The 17,457-nt window shown below is 47.8% G+C and carries 12 protein-coding genes; 5 read left to right on the top strand and 7 right to left on the bottom strand.

All coding sequences use genetic code 11. The annotated features are described in order from the left end of the window. The first annotated feature begins 513 nt into the window (after window positions 1-513). Window positions 514-3,960, top strand: coding sequence for a diguanylate cyclase domain-containing protein (locus ACR6Z4_RS15095; protein ID WP_479718118.1), 3,447 nt, complete (start codon window positions 514-516; stop codon window positions 3,958-3,960). On the opposite strand, the gene ACR6Z4_RS15100 is transcribed toward ACR6Z4_RS15095, so the two are convergent. From ACR6Z4_RS15100 to ACR6Z4_RS15110, 3 genes are all read right to left on the bottom strand, one after another. Then, window positions 3,957-4,847 carry a class I SAM-dependent methyltransferase gene (locus tag ACR6Z4_RS15100; RefSeq protein WP_479718119.1) on the bottom strand — a complete coding sequence of 297 codons (891 nt, stop codon included), beginning with the start codon at window positions 4,845-4,847 and terminating at the stop codon, window positions 3,957-3,959. The two genes, ACR6Z4_RS15095 and ACR6Z4_RS15100, sit on opposite strands and share 4 nt — an antisense overlap. Window positions 4,848-5,874: 1,027 nt before the next feature. Beyond that, entirely contained in the window at window positions 5,875-6,786 is a 912-nt protein-coding gene (puuE, locus tag ACR6Z4_RS15105; RefSeq protein WP_479718173.1) for an allantoinase PuuE, read from the bottom strand. A gap of 57 nt (window positions 6,787-6,843) precedes the next feature. Further along, window positions 6,844-7,791, bottom strand: coding sequence for a class I SAM-dependent methyltransferase (locus ACR6Z4_RS15110; protein WP_479718120.1), 948 nt, complete (start codon window positions 7,789-7,791; stop codon window positions 6,844-6,846). Between the two features lie 343 nt (window positions 7,792-8,134). On the opposite strand from ACR6Z4_RS15110, the gene ACR6Z4_RS15115 reads away from it, so the two are divergent. Further along, on the top strand, window positions 8,135-8,911 hold the full coding sequence (locus tag ACR6Z4_RS15115) for a phytochelatin synthase family protein (protein ID WP_479718121.1): 777 nt from the start codon (window positions 8,135-8,137) through the stop codon (window positions 8,909-8,911). On the opposite strand, the gene ACR6Z4_RS15120 is transcribed toward ACR6Z4_RS15115, so the two are convergent. Next, window positions 8,898-9,947 carry a glucokinase gene (locus ACR6Z4_RS15120; protein ID WP_479718122.1) on the bottom strand — a complete coding sequence of 350 codons (1,050 nt, stop codon included), beginning with the start codon at window positions 9,945-9,947 and terminating at the stop codon, window positions 8,898-8,900. The genes ACR6Z4_RS15115 and ACR6Z4_RS15120 overlap by 14 nt on opposite strands. A gap of 227 nt (window positions 9,948-10,174) precedes the next feature. Here ACR6Z4_RS15120 and pdxH point away from each other — a divergent pair, with 227 nt between their 5' ends. Continuing rightward, window positions 10,175-10,825: a pyridoxamine 5'-phosphate oxidase gene (pdxH, locus tag ACR6Z4_RS15125; protein ID WP_479718123.1), complete on the top strand. Its 651-nt coding sequence runs from the start codon at window positions 10,175-10,177 to the stop codon at window positions 10,823-10,825. A gap of 211 nt (window positions 10,826-11,036) precedes the next feature. Beyond that, complete coding sequence (locus ACR6Z4_RS15130) at window positions 11,037-12,332, top strand: DNA double-strand break repair nuclease NurA (protein ID WP_479718124.1); 1,296 nt, start codon at window positions 11,037-11,039, stop codon at window positions 12,330-12,332. 226 nt (window positions 12,333-12,558) lie between these two features. Here ACR6Z4_RS15130 and ACR6Z4_RS15135 read toward each other — a convergent pair whose 3' ends face one another. From ACR6Z4_RS15135 to btpA, 3 genes are all read right to left on the bottom strand, one after another. Then, a complete protein-coding gene (locus tag ACR6Z4_RS15135) occupies window positions 12,559-13,137 on the bottom strand; it encodes an Npun_F5749 family FMN-dependent PPOX-type flavoprotein (RefSeq protein ID WP_479718125.1) in 579 nt (192 codons plus the stop codon). Between the two features lie 19 nt (window positions 13,138-13,156). Continuing rightward, window positions 13,157-14,095: a vitamin K epoxide reductase family protein gene (locus tag ACR6Z4_RS15140; RefSeq protein ID WP_479718126.1), complete on the bottom strand. Its 939-nt coding sequence runs from the start codon at window positions 14,093-14,095 to the stop codon at window positions 13,157-13,159. A 425-nt stretch (window positions 14,096-14,520) separates the two neighbouring features. Next, window positions 14,521-15,384, bottom strand: a complete 864-nt coding sequence (btpA, locus tag ACR6Z4_RS15145; RefSeq protein ID WP_479718127.1) for a photosystem I biogenesis protein BtpA — start codon at window positions 15,382-15,384, stop codon at window positions 14,521-14,523. 704 nt (window positions 15,385-16,088) lie between these two features. Here btpA and rimO point away from each other — a divergent pair. Continuing rightward, window positions 16,089-17,456: a 30S ribosomal protein S12 methylthiotransferase RimO gene (gene rimO / locus ACR6Z4_RS15150; RefSeq protein ID WP_479718128.1), complete on the top strand. Its 1,368-nt coding sequence runs from the start codon at window positions 16,089-16,091 to the stop codon at window positions 17,454-17,456. Window position 17,457: the final 1 nt, after the last annotated feature.

Genomic DNA, 17,457 nt, shown 5'->3' on the forward strand with positions numbered 1-17,457 from the left:
TTGATGCAGTACGGTGTTGTGGGGCGAGGAGCGCCCCACAACACCGTTTCTGTACTGGACGAACGTGTACACCGCTATAAAAATAAACCGTCAGGTTTATTTTTATACATGAAAATGATTATTTCTTTCGGGCTTGGGGCATTCTGAAATAGGTGGTAATGTTCTGACAATTACGATAGTAAAGGGTGTAGAGCCGTGTCTCCTGCCCCTGTATATGCGACCTAAATGGCAACCTAAATGGATATTTATAGCGATTCTCAAGGGCATGACATACAAGGTATTGTGTGAGAGCCTCGTTCCGCGAGGCTCTCACACAATACCTATAACGATCTAAGCGTGAAGCCCTGTAGATGCCCTCGTCTACCATTCTTGGTAGTCCTGAAACGGAATGAGTTTTGATGACGCGGGTGATAATCGGGCAACCCATAGTCAAATAATCATGAGATGAATGAATGTCGCTACCCCATTTTTAGGTACTCTGGGCGCATTCTACTGTAGATGAAAGGTGCATTCATGCCTGCTCAAATACCCCAACGTTTTCTTCCTAGAGTATTTGGCAGAATTCCACTCAGAACGATTCTGGTCGTTCCGTTTGTCTTACAAATTGTGGGAACCGTTAGTGTCATCGGCTATCTCTCTTTTCAAAACGGACAGAAAACGGTTGAAAATTTAGCCTACCAATCCATGCGTGATATCAGCGATCGCACGCAGGCACAGCTTGAGTTTTATACCGATCTGCCGCAAAAAATTGTTCAGTTGATTGCCGATGATTTAGCATCGGGCAGCATCAGCCTTAATGCCACAAATCCACAGGCATTAGATCGCTATTTACTGCAACGGTTGCAAACGTTTAGCTCCATTAGTTCGATTGGCATCGCCGATGAACAGGGCAGATTTGCCAACGTCAGCTTGTTACAGCGCAGCAAACATTTGTCGTATCGCCTCGCGACCCGTGCCAGTGGATCAAGGCAAAATTTAGCCATCTATAGCATGCATGAGAATGGCGATCGCTCACTGCAACTCAGCAATACGTTTGGATATGATCCCCGTCAGCGTCCCTGGTATGTAGCTGCCAACAAAGCAGGAAAACCCACCTGGAGCAAGATCTACACCAATATCGAAAGCTCAAATGCTAAATTCACCATTAGTGCCGCCAAGCCCATTTATGATTTGACCGGGCAACTTACCGGAGTGATCACTGCCAACCTCTCATTGGATGACATCAGTATTGCGTTAGCTCGTTTAAGCATTAACCACTCCGGGCAAGTCTTTATCCTGGAGCCCAGTGGTTTATTAGTTGCCAGTTCGAGTCGCCAGCCCATTTATGCCACTGAACGTGGGCAATTCAATCGATTGTTAGCCTCTGCCAGCGACGATCCGTTAATTCGGATCACAGCTCAACAAATCGCCCATCAATTCGCTAACCTGGGCAAAATTCGTCAAACCCAAGTTTTTACCTTTACTCTCCAGGGAGAATCCCAATTTGTTCAGATTACACCCTGGAGAGATGCGTTTGGGCTGAATTGGCTGATTGTTACGGTGATTCCTACGTCAGATTTTGCTCAACAAATCACTACCAATGCTCAAACCACTATTGCAACCTGCTTCTTTGCTTTACTGATTGCCACAGCGATCGCCATTTTGACGACCCGTTGGGTGATAGAACCCATCTTGCGATTAAATGTAGCTGCCAGAGAAATTGCTCAGGGTAAATGGGATAAACCCGTTAGGGTAGAACGAGCCAATGAAGTCGGAGAATTGGCAACCTCCTTTAACCAGATGGCAACACAACTGCAAACGTCGTTGGCTGAAATGCAGGCATTAAATCAAGCGCTATCTGCCAGTGAACAACGGTGGAAACAGTTTTTAGAAGCCATTCCAGTGGGTATCTCGGTTCACGATCGCACGGGACAAATTGTCTATGTCAATCAAGTATCTCGACAATTGCTTCAAATGCAAACCCCGGTCGCAACAGATGCATCAGATTTGTCTGCTGTTTACGGCATTTATCGAGCGAAAACAGGGCGTTTATATCCCACCCAAGATCTCCCTTTATTTCGATCACTAGCGGGTGAACCAGCCTGGGCAGATGATTTAGAAGTTCATCAACATGAACAGCCTATACCGCTAGAAATTCACACCACCCCCATTTTTGATGCCAGTGGAACCGTAGAATATGCGATCGCCGTTTTGCAAGATATTAGCGATCGCATTCGTGCAGAAGCCAGCTTACGAGCAAATGAAGCACGACTTAAAGCCGTTTTAGAAAATTCGGCTGCTCTAATTTTTAGTGTGCAGCTTTATCGCGATCGCACCTGGAATTATGAATACATTTCTCCCCATGCAGTTGCGATTGTTGGCTTCACCCCTGAAGAATTATCAGACAGCCCCAATCTTTGGCTCTCTCGTATTCCTCAAGCCGATCAAGCAGTCTTAAGAACCACCTTTAAAAAAATATTTGTCGAAGGTATTTTTGAAGTAGAGCATCGCTTTCAACATAAAGATGGTTCATTACGGTGGCTGTCACAAACGCTGATTTCTAAAAAAGATGACCGTCATGATTACTGGCATATCACCAGCGTCATAACCGATATTACGACGCGAAAAGAAGCAGAACAGCTTTTAGCCGATTACAATCGCACCCTGGAAGCCCAAGTTGCCGAGCGCACTGCCGCTTTACAACAAAGTGAAGCAACTAACCGTGCCATTATTAGTGCCATTCCTGATCTGTTGATTCGGGTTAGAGGCGATGGTCTTTATCTGGACTTTCTCAGTGGCGGCGAAATTAAGCTATTACAGGGTACGCATAAAGCTACCGGACATAACATCTATACACTGTTGCCCTATCATCTAGCTGCTCAGCGAATGGACTATATCCAGCGAGCGTTACAAACCGGAGAACGGCAAATTTATGAATATCAGCTAGAAGTTAATGGAGAATGGCTGGATGAGGAAGCCCGGATTGTTAAAACCAAAGCTGATGAAGTATTAGTGATTGTCCGAGATATCACGGCGCGCAAGCAAGCTGAAGCCAATATTGAAGCACAACGTCAATTTTTACGAAATGTTCTGGATGTCTGTCCCAATGCCATCTTTGTCAAAGATCGGGACGGCAAATTTATGGTTGCCAATCAAGCTACTGCTCGTATTTATGGAGTCACTGTCGAAGATCTGATTGGCAAAGCCGATCAAGACTTCAATCGAGATCAGGAACAAGCTCAGCAATTTTTAGCTGAAAATCAAGAAACGATGGCAACTCGTCAGACCAAGACTTGCGATCCACAAAAAATCACCGACAAGTATGGCAAAACCCGCTGGTATCAAACCATCATTAGCCTATTTACCAATGCCGAAGGAGACGTTCAGGGCATTATCGGTGTGTCAATGGATATTACGGCTTACAAAAATATTCAAAGCAAACTGGCCAATGCAAACCGCAAACTCCAACGGTTAGCCAATTTAGATTCATTGACTCAAATTGCCAATCGACGTCGATTTGATGAGTATCTTACGCAAGAGTGGCGACGCCTGATCCGTGAGCAAAACTTTATATCCTTGATTTTGTTTGATGTCGATCATTTCAAACGCTATAACGACCATTATGGACACCCGCAAGGAGATATTTGCTTAACCCAAATTGCCAAAGCCGTCAGTCAGGTGGTCAAGCGTTCCACAGATTTATTTGCTCGCTACGGGGGTGAAGAGTTTGCCATCATTTTACCGAATACGAGTTTAGAAGGGGCGATCGCCGTTGCCGAATCGCTGCAACACGCTATCAAAGCTGCCAATATTCCTCATGTAGACTCTGGTGTGAGTGATTCAATCACCCTCAGCTTGGGCATTGCCAGCTTGATTCCAACCCTGAATACTCTGCCAGAGGTATTGATTGCTAAAGCGGATGAAGCATTGTATGAAGCGAAACGACAAGGACGCGATCGCTATATTTATTTACCCCCTTAAAGCGAGTTACGAACGGCTACACACATTAACGATAGAGCGGCTTCTGGAGAATAAGGATTAATTCCCGATAGTAGTTGTCCAATCCGATAGCGCCAATGGGGTGGGTCGCCGGGAATTCCCTCTAACACCGCAGCTCCAAGCATATGGTTATGAGGATATACGTTAACTGCAAACCCCATAGGTTCTAAGATTTGGTGGAACAGTTCAGCCGTAACCCCATGTCCTGGTCGATGGTGCAGTTCTGTAGCTAACGCTTTTGCTCGTTCTCCTTTGGAAACATGCAAGCTCCGCAGAAAAAAGCGATAAATAATCCCTAAGCGAATCTTATATAAAAATAATCCCAACCCTTTGTAATTCCAGGCAGACAGTTGTGGATCATGATCAATCACCAGCACACCACCCGGACGCACTAAGCGTGCCGATTCTTGTAAGACCCGATTCATATCTTCGCAATGATGTAATGTAGCATTGACTGCCACTATATCTGCAAACTCAGAAATTAAAGGAATAGAATGGGCATCGGCTAACAGGGGGATATATCCAAGTTGCTGTGCCATCATTAACGCTCCGGGCGCTACATCAACACCAATGAGTAGCTTAGGTTTTCCTCCTAGATTGGCGTATAAATTACCAGGTCCACAGCCAACATCAACGACTACTTTACCATCCCAGCTTCCTGCTGCCGCAAGCCAACGTTCTTGAAAAGCAGCATCTCGGTGACAGGCTTCAAAATACGTTTTTGCCCACTCAGGATGACTAAAGTAAAAGCTATTGGCTTGAATGCCAGATGTATCAGGAATAGGAAATGCTGGAATATTATCTTTAAATTGAATAGGCTGTGTTGGGTCTAACAGAGGTTGCAGAACGGCTTTTTGTTGAGTGTTCATGGTTAAGTTCGATGGTTTAGGTGATGAATGCCAACAGAGACTCAAGGGATTGCACGAAAAACAGATAGAGCAGTAAGAACCGTGCTTTACGCTTAGATCCATCTCCAATCGAGACGGATCCGAAGATGGGATTACTGATTCTCTATAATGTTGAGACGGGTTTGAGATGGAATACTAATTCTCTAAGGATCGTGGATTAAATAAGATCGAATATTGAATCGTTTGCAGGGGCAAACCGTCGTTTCCCCGTACAGCACATCATCGGAGTTATTTAATTTCCGTTCCTTACAGATTTGGAACGTGTTGCTGAATCTTGATATGAATGAAAGTGAGAACGCTGGAAACCTGGATGAATGGTTGTAACAGACGAATAACGTTGCAGTGTTTATATAGTTTTAGGGATACCGTCGGTTGTGACGTTAAGCACAAAAACGGCTGTATCGGGCGCTATGTCTTTGGTTAAGTTTTGAATTGAATTTTGGTAAAGTGCGACGGCAGAATCGATGAAAATAACCGTAGAAATACTGAATTCTATTGCTCTAGTTTTTTGTCTACTGGAGTAGTATCAAGGGTTTTCCATCGTTGAGCATAGGCTTTGGTGTTGAGGTAGACCACGATTCATCATTCATCTAGTTTACGAGGATGATTGGGCTGATATAACTTCAAATACTAGTAGATCTACTTAAGATGAAGAAAGTTCTATTAAACGTAACACATGAAAGTTTTATAGTCATGGTTTATTTGGTAAAGTCAGAGTTAAATAATTATTAACCACAATTAAATAGATAGGACTAACTGTTTAGCATACTGCTTAATCTTGCTATGACGTTTAGTGGAAGTGCGGAACGGCGTGCCGCACTTCCACTAAACGTCATAGCCCAAATCAGCAACGTCTCAATTCTTTTTGAGAGCGCGACGGCTCCGCTGTCGCTCTCCCATGCGTGATCCTATGGCTTGTTTTAAAACTTGCTAAGGGGGTTGTTTTTTCGTGCGTGAAGCGCACGAAAAAACAACTTTTAATACAACCCTACGTCAATGGTTTATGGTATTGGTGCCAGTGACGGGCGATGTCAATTCGCCGACAGAGCCATACACGTTCATGCTGTTGCACATAGTCAAGAAAACGGGCTAAGGCAGCCGATCGCCCGGGTCTACCCACTAACCGGCAGTGCAAGCCAATGTTCATCATTTTGGGTGCCGTTTCACCTTCGGCATAGAGAACATCGAAGGTATCGCGCAGGTAGGCAAAAAACTGGTCGCCGGAGTTGAAGCCCTGAGCGATCGCAAACCGCATATCGTTGGTATCGAGTGTGTAAGGAATGACTAAATGAGGTTTGCCATAGTCATGTACCCAGTACGGCAGATCATCGGCATAACTATCGGAATCATAGAGAAACCCACCGTCTTCTACCACTAACCGACGGGTGTTGGGACTGGTGCGTCCTTGATACCAACCAAGGGGGCGATCGCCGGTCACACGGGTTTGAATTTCAATCGCTTTTTGGATGTGCGATCGCTCTGTTTCTTCACCGACATATTGATAGTCGATCCAACGATAGCCATGACTGGCAATCTCCCAATCGGCTTCTAACATCGCCGCGACCGCGTCTGGGTTACGTTCCAATGCCATTGCCACACCATAGATGGTGACTGGAATCTGTCGTTCGGTAAACAATCGATGCAATCGCCAAAACCCTGCCCGACTGCCATATTCATAAATCGATTCCATATTCAGATGGCGCACACCGGGCAAGGGACTGGCACCGACAATTTCGGAGAGAAATGCTTCCGACGCTGCATCTCCATGCAAAATGCAGTTTTCACCCCCTTCTTCATAATTAATGACAAACTGTACGGCAATACGGGCATTGTTGTGCCATTTGGGATCGGGGGTATGGCGACCGTAGCCCACCATATTACGCGGATACTGTCCAGATATCATGAATCAACTCTCTCTGCCAATGGGGTGTGTTGTTGCCGATTCCAGGTTGACCGATTACATGGGTTTGCGTCCCAAGAGAGTGCGATGACGGGGGTCACTGGCAATGGTCAATAGATAGTCAAACCCCACAGATTGCATCGCCGCCTCTACATCAAATGTGTAATAGTCATCGGACCAGGGCTCTGTACTTTTCATCAGCGTAAACAGAATGGGTGGCAAATTCTGAATCACAGGAGACTTGGGATTGTTATCTACAATTGCCAGGTGTCCCCCCGGACGAAGCAGTCGCAGGACTTCTTTGAAAATGGCGATCGTCGCTTGACGTGGTAATTCATGCAAAACAAATTGCAACGTGATTAAATCAAACGAAGCCTCGGGAAGTGACGTCGCTTCGGCATTGGCATGGAGCCATTGGGCGATTTCACCTTTTTTATCTCGTTGTTTTGCCACCGTCAGCATATAGGGTGACAGATCCAACCCGACAGTCCGCACGGCACCATTTTGTTGCTGGTAAAATCGATGCAGTGCCAGAGTTGAGACGCCTACAGAGCAACCGATGTCGAGAATATCATGGACGGGTTGACAGATCGATTCTGCCAACACCTGATGAAAGCTGTTACGTAAACGGCTGTGGGCTTCTTCCCAGGTCAAAGTTTCGCCTTTCCAGACGCGCAGTGCCATCGCATGGGTGGCAGATTCGGCTTCAAAAGCAGCATCCCAACAGAGGTTGCCCTGGTCGTAGGCATGAAATGGCACCTGATAGTAGTCGGGATACGTGACGCTGGCATCGGTCACCTGTGACACCTGGTGTTGAATACCGGATGCCGCTAGCTCTTGATAATGCTTGCGCCAGGGAACGCCATTTTTTTCAGCGGTCTTGATCAGCACTTGCCGTGCTTGCTGCTTCATCACCGCATAGATGGGTTTGGTCTGAATCAAGACGTTGACACACCGGGACAAAAAATCGTCACCTGCCCAAGCAGGCTTACTCTGAAGACTCATGGCACCACATATAGTCAGAACGTTCTTTATTGTATAGAGTTTGTGGATTGCTATATAGGTAAGAAGTCATGATTAAGCACTGTTACGAAATCTAGGGGAGTGCTCTAGAAAATGCATCCTCACGTTTTAATAGCGTTCATTGCCTTTGCGGTTCATGGTTTGGGAAGGCGCGCTCTGCGCGCCTTCCCAAACCATGAACCTGGGATCTTTAGGAGCGTGGATTGAATAAAACCCGATTCTTTTTGAGAGAGCGGCGGCGGAGCCGCCGCTCTCTCAAAAAGAATTACAGGTTAATTAATTTGTGATCCTTAGGAAGAAATACAACGGACGGTGATAAATTCATATGCCTGGACAACATCTCTTATCTGTGGGTCAAAAATTAGGATATTTGCTCAGCACTGCGATCGCCAGTTTATTAACCGGCAGCACTCACCTGCTGGCACAAACATTGCCCTTGCCGGATAATTTAATCGGCTTAGATTCAGCCGCAGGCGAAACGTTGCTATTGGAAAGCGACGCCAGAGCTGACTATTTTCCCTTAACCCAATATTTTGTTACGCAAGATAATCTGGCATATTGCGGGGTTGCCAGTATGTCAATGGTGCTGAATGCGTTGGCGATCGCAGCACCGACCTCACCGGAATATGAGCCGTTTCACTTTTTTACGCAAGCCAATATTTTTGATAATCCTCAAACCCGTTCCGTTTTAGCGCCCGAGGTAGTCGCACAGCAGGGCATGACTCTGGATGAACTGGGTAGACTATTGGCAAGCTATCCGGTTACGGTGCAGGTACATCATACAGACGCCAGTAGCATGGCAGATTTTCGGGCGATCGCCATTGCTAATCTGGCGCAACCCGATAACTATATTTTGGTGAATTATTTACGCAGCACGTTGGGTCAAGAACGCGGTGGACACATCTCACCCTTAGCGGCTTACGATGCGGAAAGCGATCGCTTTTTGATTCTGGATGTTTCGCGGTATAAATATCCTCCCGTTTGGGTCACCACGGCTGATCTCTGGAATGCAATGGCAACGATAGATAGTTCATCTAACCAGACCCGTGGATTTGTGGTTGTTGGTGTCTCCTCTGGGACTTTGCCTGCTACAACCGAGTAGCACAAATTGCTGCGCCAATCAGCCCAACTTGCGGATTGAGAATGATATGCACAGGGATGCGCTTGAGTAGTGGGCTGACCCGCCCTTTGTCTGTAAACGCGGACATAAATTCGCCCGATTGCATCAGGGCTAAGTTTTTCGCCGCAATTCCCCCAGCAATATATAGCCCCCCATACGGTAAGAGCTTGAGTGCCAAATTGCCCGCCTCTGCCCCATAAGCAGAGACAAATAAATTCATGGTTTCCCTGGAAAGGGTATCGTTGGTTTCAGCCGCCGCTTGGGCAATCACCGCCGCCGGATCAATCGATTTTTCACTAACCCCTGCTTCTCGTTCCCAGGTGCGAATTGGGTCACCGACTTCAGCTGATTCCGCCGCAATTTGGCGATCGCGCAAAAACTGATAAATAGCGACAATTCCCTGCCCAGACACCACCCGCTCGACCGAAATCCGAGTCAGTCCATGCTTATCGCGCAGATATTTTAATAATTGAAACTCTAACTCTGATCGAGGAGAAAAGTCAGCGTGTCCCCCTTCGGAAGGATAGATGGAATAAAGATCTTGATGGGGTACCAAAAATCCTTCTCCCAATCCAGTGCCCGCGCCGATTACTGCCATCGGTGCAAAAGACCGAAACTCTCCAAGTTGTAAGGTATGAATGTCGTCTGCCTCTAACCCCAAAATGCCATAGCCAATGGCAGCAAAGTCATTAATTAAAACCACCTTGGTCAAGGCGAGTTCTCGTTCCAACCGCTCTCCATCTAACACCCACGACAAATTGGTAAGAGAAGAGGTGTTATTGACCACAGGCCCGGCGATCGCAAAGCATCCTTTTTCCGGCTGAGGCAGAAACCCTAGCTCTGCTGCCGCTGCTGCCAAAAACTGTTTGACCATTGGCACCAGGTCAGAATATGTTTGGCTTTCATAGCGGACTTCATAGAGGTTTTTTAGCTTGGTCGTTGAGGGTGCAGCTTCTGCTTCAACCAGCCGCAAGATCGTTTTTGTACCACCAATATCCCCTGCCAGAAGTTGAGTCATAACATCATTCACTTATAAAAACAAAGATCATGGATTTGATGAACTATAGCGCTTCGCCCACAACCCAGGGTTACAAAATTGTCGCTGTAATGATGCCCCCCTACGTTTTATTTATCGCTATATGAGTATGTGCGAAAAATCAGGTTTTAAAAAGACCTGAGAAGGTTTGCCAACCATTTAATATCGCACAATAAAAACAGGAACTAAACCTATCCTCGCTACATAAAATGTTGACTAATACTGCGATCGCCGACCTGCGGCGAAACTATAGCTTACAAGAGCTGGATGAAACCCACGTTGATCTGGATCCGTTCCAACAATTTCGCACCTGGTTTGCAGATGCCGTTGCTGCCGAATTACCCGAACCCAATGCTATGACCCTGGCAACTGCAACACCCACGGGCATTCCATCTGCCAGAATTGTATTGTTGAAAGCACTGGATGAACAAGGGTTTGTCTTTTATACCAACTACACTAGCCGCAAAGGTCAAGAGCTAACCGCAAATCCAAATGCAGCCCTGGTATTTTGGTGGGCAGAACTAGAACGTCAGGTGAGAATTGAAGGGTCTATCGAAACTGTATCCAGCCAGGAAGCCGACGATTATTTCCAAATCCGCCCAATCGGTAGCCAACTGGGAGCCTGGGCATCGGCACAAAGCCAGATCATCCCCAATCGCCAGTTTCTCGAACATCGTCTCCAACAACTCTCTGAGCAATATCGCGATCAACTCATTCCCCGCCCCGACCACTGGGGTGGCTATCGCCTGATCCCGACCCAGCTTGAATTTTGGCAAGGACGCCCCAACCGCTTACACGATCGCCTGCTATATCAGCAACTTGAAGATCACAGTTGGAAAATTCAAAGACTCTCCCCCTAGCATCTGAGTTGAGGAGAGCGATGGCGGAGCCATCGCTCTCTTCAACAGAAGTCCAGGCTCATGCATCTGTAATTCTTAAGAATAAGCAATCGAAGAAATTTTCAGATTAATTACTCACCCTTCCCATCCCTTCACCCCTTCATCCCTTTACTCTTTCATCCCTCCACCCCTCCACCCTTCATCCTTCTGATCCCCACCCCCACTCCTAACCATGCTCGATCTCACCAAACTCGCTCGCCAGATGCAGGGAATCGGTCAACATTTGACCCAGGAGGCAACAGCTACTCGACAACGGGTTGAGTTGGCACAACAGGTTATGGTGCAGGCACAGGCACGACAAACGTTTCTGGTCAACCAGAAGCAAGTCTGGGGCGATCGCCTTGGGTTTACGGCAGCGGAACCTGTGGAACCGCTCGATACACACATTGATCTGGCAGTAGCTCCGGCAATTCACACCGTCCTGGCAACCGATGGGTCTCAAATTGCTCCCAGTCACCACGAAATTGCCTATTGTTATTTGATCAACGTTGGTCGCGTGGCATTGCACTATGGCGACAGCCGTTACCCCTTACTCGATAGCCTGCCGGAAGTGTTTTATCGTCCCGAAGACCTCTATGTGTCCCGGCAATGGGGCATTCGTACAGAAGAATGGATGGGGTACTGCCGCACCGTTTCAGAAGCGATCGCCCTGGCTGAATTAGCAGAGGCAATGGTGAGTAAAACAGGGACAGAGGGGCGCAGGGCACACGACAGCGGCGATCGGGATGAGGGGGACAGCGTTCAGTTTTCTGTCTTTCGCAATCCATCCGGCGATGTTTCGCAACCCGCTAACCTTGCCAACTCGCCAGTTTTAGCCATGGTCGATGGTTCCTTAATCCATTGGTTTTTAGAGCCGTTGCCTGCGGAAGCGCGCGATCGCATTTTGCCCCCAATTTTAAAAGCCTGGGATCAGTTGCGATCGCTTCGAGTCCCGTTAGTTGGTTATCTGAGTGCTGCCCGCAGTGGCGAAGCGCTGAATTTTCTTCGTCTTCAGACTTGCCCTTATCCCGAGCCAGATTGCGCTGCTCATTGCCCAGGACAAACCGAGCAAGCTCCTTGCCAGGTATTTGCACCCCTGCGGGATACTGCTTTGTGGGCACTTGTATTAGAACCGGGGCAACGAAGTTGTTTGTGGCGCAGTTCTGCCCAAATTCTTGATTGCTACGGCAATCAGACTATCTATTTTTGTTATGTCAATGTGGGTGCAGAAATTGCCCGAGTTGAATTTCCTGCCTGGGTTGCAGAAGATCCCAGTTTGCTCAACATGGCGTTGGATTTAACCATTACTCAGGTGCAAAAGGGGTATGGTTACCCGGTAGCCCTGGCAGAGGCGCACAATCAGGCGGTTGTTAGAGGCAGCGATCGCGCTCGATTTTTTGCGTTATTAGAACAACAGATGATCCGCTCTGGGCTAAAAAATATCGGCACATCCTATAAAGAAGCCCGCAAACGCGGCAGCATTGCCTAACTTGAGTAAAGGAGCTTTATTGCCGATGAGCAGCAGACGCCGCCCATTAGCAATAAACCAGATACTTAGGGGCGTAAATTTTATATAGCAGCCGACTGTGAGAACCTACGTTCCGCAAGGGTTCTCCCTAATCAGCCCTCGACTGCTAGACAAAACCTAATTTTTTGAGCGCGCAACGGCGAAGCCGTTGCGCGCTCAAAAAATTAGGTTGCTGAATCTGTGATCTTTAAGGATTTACGGTCAAAACAGACCAGGTTTCTGCCATTCGCTCATAGACCTGACGATTTTGGGGATCGCCTCGTAATTCCAGATGATCGACCCGCAGCGGATCTAACAGCAACAGCCGGAAATGGTCTAACGGAACCTCTGCATCGGGTACGGGTGGAGCGAAGGCGTCTTGGGGATCTCTGGCATGACCCGGAGTAGCCCAGGCAAACTGAGAGCGAGCAGCATCAGATAACTTAGCCCACATCGACCGACAAGCCGTTTGCAACTCGACATCCGGATGATGGGGACCGACCAGACAGAGTTTGCCAGATACCCGAAATTGCTCCCTGGTTTTAGGAAAATACCAGCAGACTTCTGCCCAAGGGTTGCCTTCAATTTGGTCTATCTTGTCGCTACGGGCATCCGTCACAAACTGAAGCTGCTGGGTATGTTCCAAAAATCCGCGAAACACGATTGTTCGATTGGCAGGTCGTCCATTTTGGCACACGGTCGCTAGCTGCACATAGCGGGCATAGACCAGCGATCGATTCAGGTGCAACGCACGCGCCAGGGGCGATCGCCAGGGAGCAAGCTGCATAGGAGGGCAAAATCCACGTTTAGTTTCTGAAGTCTCTAGAACCCTGATAACCAGATAGATCCGAGAGTTGGTCTAGGGTTTGGGTACCGGGATGCAGCTGACCATTAATTTGCCAGGTGGGAAAGCCAGTAACATTCGTTTCCTGACACAGAGCCGTTTGAGAATTTTGCCCATCCGGAGCACATTCAACATACGGAATGTCTCTGACCGCAGGGGAACCAAACAGTTGTTTTTGGTCGTGGCAATGTGGGCACCAATAGGCTCCAAACATTTTGGCTCCACTTTCTCTAAGGTGACGCGCCAGCGCAATTTCAGAAGGTCCTGATGTCGTCGTAATCTCCGGCCCCGCTTGTCCGGTCGCATTTAACCCCGCACCGGAAGAGGCACCTCCAACTTCGGCATAGACTCCCAGAGCGCTGATTAAAACCACGACACTGACAATGATCCCGGTGAAAAATAGCTGCCCGATATCATCCCAAACACGACCGATCAGCGTCAGAACAAATAACGTCAGCGCAAACAGCGCAGAGGCAATGCAATAGAAGCAAACACTTTTGATGCCGTTCGGAATGACAAATTCAGACACCATGATGTACATCAAATAGGCGCTGAACACCAGCATGGCGGTCGCCCCGATGAACAATAGCAACCAGGTCCATCGGTCTAATTGAGAACGCAGGTCTTTATTTTGCTCGGGATTCACGACTAACGGTGCGATCGCAAAGGCGGTCATACCCAGGTAAGCCGTTAGCCCAAACAATGCCAGCGGTAACCCAAAAACATAGGCATACGCGCTAGAGAGAACTTGTTCGCAGCCGCTCGTTGGGCAGGCTGCTTCTCCACCAAATAGCTTGGTGAACGTAAGGTATCCCGTATTCAGCACACCCAAAATGGCGATCGCTGCAATCAAATATCTTGAATTGCGATGCAGCCAAGGAGTTTGACGTCGGCGGCTCATAAGATTCCACTCATTGAGTACTTGTTTTCAGTAAAACTTTGAGTTGACACAAGGCAACTTAAGCTTGATCCTGAACGTTTCCATTTTGACTCAAACTATTCACCCTGTAAAAAAACATGGGCTAAAGTTTGCCATCTGTAAATTTTCTAGACCTGCGGCATCAATCTCTATAGTGGTGTGCGGTAGTCCTAAAAAAGTGATGATTTTTTGTGGCACGGGCGACGCCCGCGCCACAAAAAATCATTACATGAATATCACTACTGCGGTGTACGAGTTAGCACCGTACTGAATCAATCGGCACAGCACTATATCGAACCACGAAATTTCCCAGTCGAACAGGGGCAGGCAATAATTTGGCGGTGGAGACGCAGTCTCCACCGCCAAATTGCATGATACATAATGCAGATCCACCATAGCCCCAGCATCTAGGGTTCTGAATAAGATGACACCGCAACCGAAGCTTTGTTAGACGATACCTGGGTCTTCGTTGCCAGACTGCGACGCATCGAATCAACAAACTGACTGACACGAATGGGATCGATGGGTTGATCAATCTGCCCACGCCGTTTTAAGGAACTGGACACAATCACACCATCCGCTGCCTGGATGAGGGTGGGAATGTTTTCCCAACTGGCTCCGCTGCCAATAAAGACAGGGGTTCCCTTTGCCGCCGCTGTCGCCAATTCTAAGTCTTCTTGGCTGGGAGGGCTACCCGTTCCCCAGCCTGAAAGGATAACCGCGTCGGCTAATCCCCGATCAATGGTTTCTTGAACCGCAGTGGTTAAGTTGGGAGACCCCAGCGGACGGGCATGTTTTACCAACACATCTGCCAAAATTTTGACATCGCTGCCCAATTCACGGCGATAGCGCAAAAGCTGGTGAGCCTGACCCTCGATTAATCCCTGGTCGGTTGCCATCACCCCGGTCAACACATTGACCCGAATGAACTGAGCATTGACACAAGAGGCGATCGCCATTGCACTACGCGCATCATTTCGTAACACATTCACCCCAACGGGCAGTGATACCAAATTCATCAGCCGCTGCACCACCAGGCTCATCGCACTAACCGTTGCCGGATCAACGCAATCTTTAGGGAAGGGCGCGTCAAAAAAGTTTTCTACCATGATGCCATCGACCCCGCCTGATGCGAGCGCAGTTGCCTCTCGTTCAGCACGATCGATCACTGCTTTAAGGCTACCGCCCCATCTGGGAGAGGTTGGGAGGGGTAGCAGATGAACGACACCGATTATCGGATGATTGGTCTTGAAAATTTGATTTAAGTCCACGTGTCTAGCTAGTTCGGACTCAAGCGCACGACATAAACAACAATGAAATTCAAGCAAAATGCCTGAAACGAGGTCTTTTATACCTCTATAGTCCTTCAATTTACTTTAACAGCAATAGACCGTTTTCAATCGACCCATTCCCGATCCGCCTGAACCAATGGTGTCCATGTTGCCAAGGATCCCCAAATCAATTAAACCCCAGACATCTGTGGTTGGCAGCAATCCTGTAATTTATAGTTGGCAGCGCGGCGTCGCTGCGCTGCCAACTCTATAAATGTCTGGTCTTAGTTAAATCCACGATCCTTAAGAGAACGATGGCTCAGCCGCCGCTCTTTCAAAAAAAGAGTATCTGTTGTGAGTCCTGTGTGAGTCCCGTTGAAAATGACACGATCTCAGACGACGTTTCCAAAATAGCTGTAATTGAGACACAGCAGCATTTTTGAGGGAAAAATCTGCCGCTGCATTAGAGCAATTCGTTAAAAATGGATTAATTGTGTAGATATGTTATGCAAATTTGCGTTAATATATTGTCACAACTCAAATGCGATTGCGATTAACGGTATACATTGTTCTTATCAAGGCAATGTGATCGGAAGAAGAGTAGCTACCTGCCCGTTGATTGAGCGATCGCTGCATTATTTTGGTTCTGTTACCAAATTTGATTCTCATCACCAGTCTACGTCTTCCCAATAATCCGAGATCGCATGGGCAATAAGCCAACCGTCGCCATTTCTCATTTAGGTTGTGAAAAAAATCGAATTGATACTGAGCATATGCTCGGTCTGTTAGTGCAGGCAGGCTATCAGGTCGATTCCAACGAAGATTTGGCAGATTACGTTATCGTGAATACGTGTAGCTTTATCCAGGCGGCACGAGAAGAGTCGGTTCGTACCCTTGTCGAACTGGCAGAAGCCAACAAAAAGATTGTCATCACCGGCTGTATGGCACAGCATTTTCAGCAAGAACTGCTGGATGAGCTACCTGAAGCTGTGGCTGTCGTAGGCACTGGAGATTACCACAAGATTGTGGATGTCATCCAGCGAGCGGAAACGGGAGAACGGGTCAAGGAGATTTCCTTAGAGCCGACCTATATTGCGGATGAGACAGTGCCGCGATACCGGACAACAGCTGAAGGAACAGCCTATGTTCGGGTTGCCGAAGGATGTGACTACCGCTGTGCGTTTTGCATTATTCCTCATCTTAGAGGAAATCAGCGATCGCGCTCAATCGAGTCGATTGTTGCTGAAGCAGAGCAACTGGCAGCAGAAGGGGTTCAAGAAATTATCTTGATCTCTCAAATCACCACCAACTATGGCGTTGATATCTATGGCGAACCCAAGCTGGCAGAGCTTCTGCGCGCACTGGGTAACGTATCAATTCCCTGGGTGCGGATGCATTATGCTTACCCAACAGGGCTGACTCCCAAGGTGATTGCCGCAATTCAGGAGACACCCAACGTATTGCCCTACTTAGATTTACCGCTGCAACATTCTCACCCCGACGTATTGCGGGCAATGAACCGTCCCTGGCAAGGGCGCGTCAACGACGGCATCATTGAGAAGATTAAAGCTGCCATTCCCGATGCAGTGTTGCGGACGACCTTTATTGTTGGTTTTCCGGGTGAAACCGACGAACAGTTTGAGCATTTGTTGCAGTTTGTTCAACGGCATGAATTCGACCACGTCGGTGTTTTTACCTTTTCTGCCGAAGAAGGAACTGCTGCATACGACTTGCCCAATCAGATTCCCCAATCTGTCATGGATGAACGCCGGGATCGGTTGATGGCAGCCCAACAGCCCATTTCGCTGAAAAACAATCAGGCAGAAATTGGCAAGGTTGTGGACGTCTTGATTGAGCAAGAACATCCGGATACGGGCGAATTGATCGGTCGCTCCGCCCGGTTTGCACCAGAAGTTGACGGTTTGGTATACGTTCAGGGCACAGCACGCCTGGGGACACTGGCATCAGTGGAGATTACAGGTGCTGATGTTTACGACCTAAACGGTCAAATTGCCGATCACAAAACCCAACTAAGAGGCGCGCTTAGTCGTGTCTCTGTTCACACACGCTAAG

This window comes from Calyptranema fuscum S582 (assembly GCF_055793305.1).

Bases quoted from the DNA above. Each gene is read 5' to 3' on its own strand.
- ACR6Z4_RS15095 (WP_479718118.1), top strand. From the start codon at position 514: ATGCCTGCTCAAATACCCCAACGTTTTCTTCCTAGAGTATTTGGCAGA.
- ACR6Z4_RS15100 (WP_479718119.1), bottom strand. From the start codon at position 4,847: ATGAACACTCAACAAAAAGCCGTTCTGCAACCTCTGTTAGACCCAACA.
- ACR6Z4_RS15110 (WP_479718120.1), bottom strand. From the start codon at position 7,791: ATGAGTCTTCAGAGTAAGCCTGCTTGGGCAGGTGACGATTTTTTGTCC.
- ACR6Z4_RS15115 (WP_479718121.1), top strand. From the start codon at position 8,135: ATGCCTGGACAACATCTCTTATCTGTGGGTCAAAAATTAGGATATTTG.
- ACR6Z4_RS15120 (WP_479718122.1), bottom strand. From the start codon at position 9,947: ATGACTCAACTTCTGGCAGGGGATATTGGTGGTACAAAAACGATCTTG.
- pdxH (WP_479718123.1), top strand. From the start codon at position 10,175: ATGTTGACTAATACTGCGATCGCCGACCTGCGGCGAAACTATAGCTTA.
- ACR6Z4_RS15130 (WP_479718124.1), top strand. From the start codon at position 11,037: ATGCTCGATCTCACCAAACTCGCTCGCCAGATGCAGGGAATCGGTCAA.
- ACR6Z4_RS15135 (WP_479718125.1), bottom strand. From the start codon at position 13,137: ATGCAGCTTGCTCCCTGGCGATCGCCCCTGGCGCGTGCGTTGCACCTG.
- ACR6Z4_RS15140 (WP_479718126.1), bottom strand. From the start codon at position 14,095: ATGAGCCGCCGACGTCAAACTCCTTGGCTGCATCGCAATTCAAGATAT.
- rimO (WP_479718128.1), top strand. From the start codon at position 16,089: ATGGGCAATAAGCCAACCGTCGCCATTTCTCATTTAGGTTGTGAAAAA.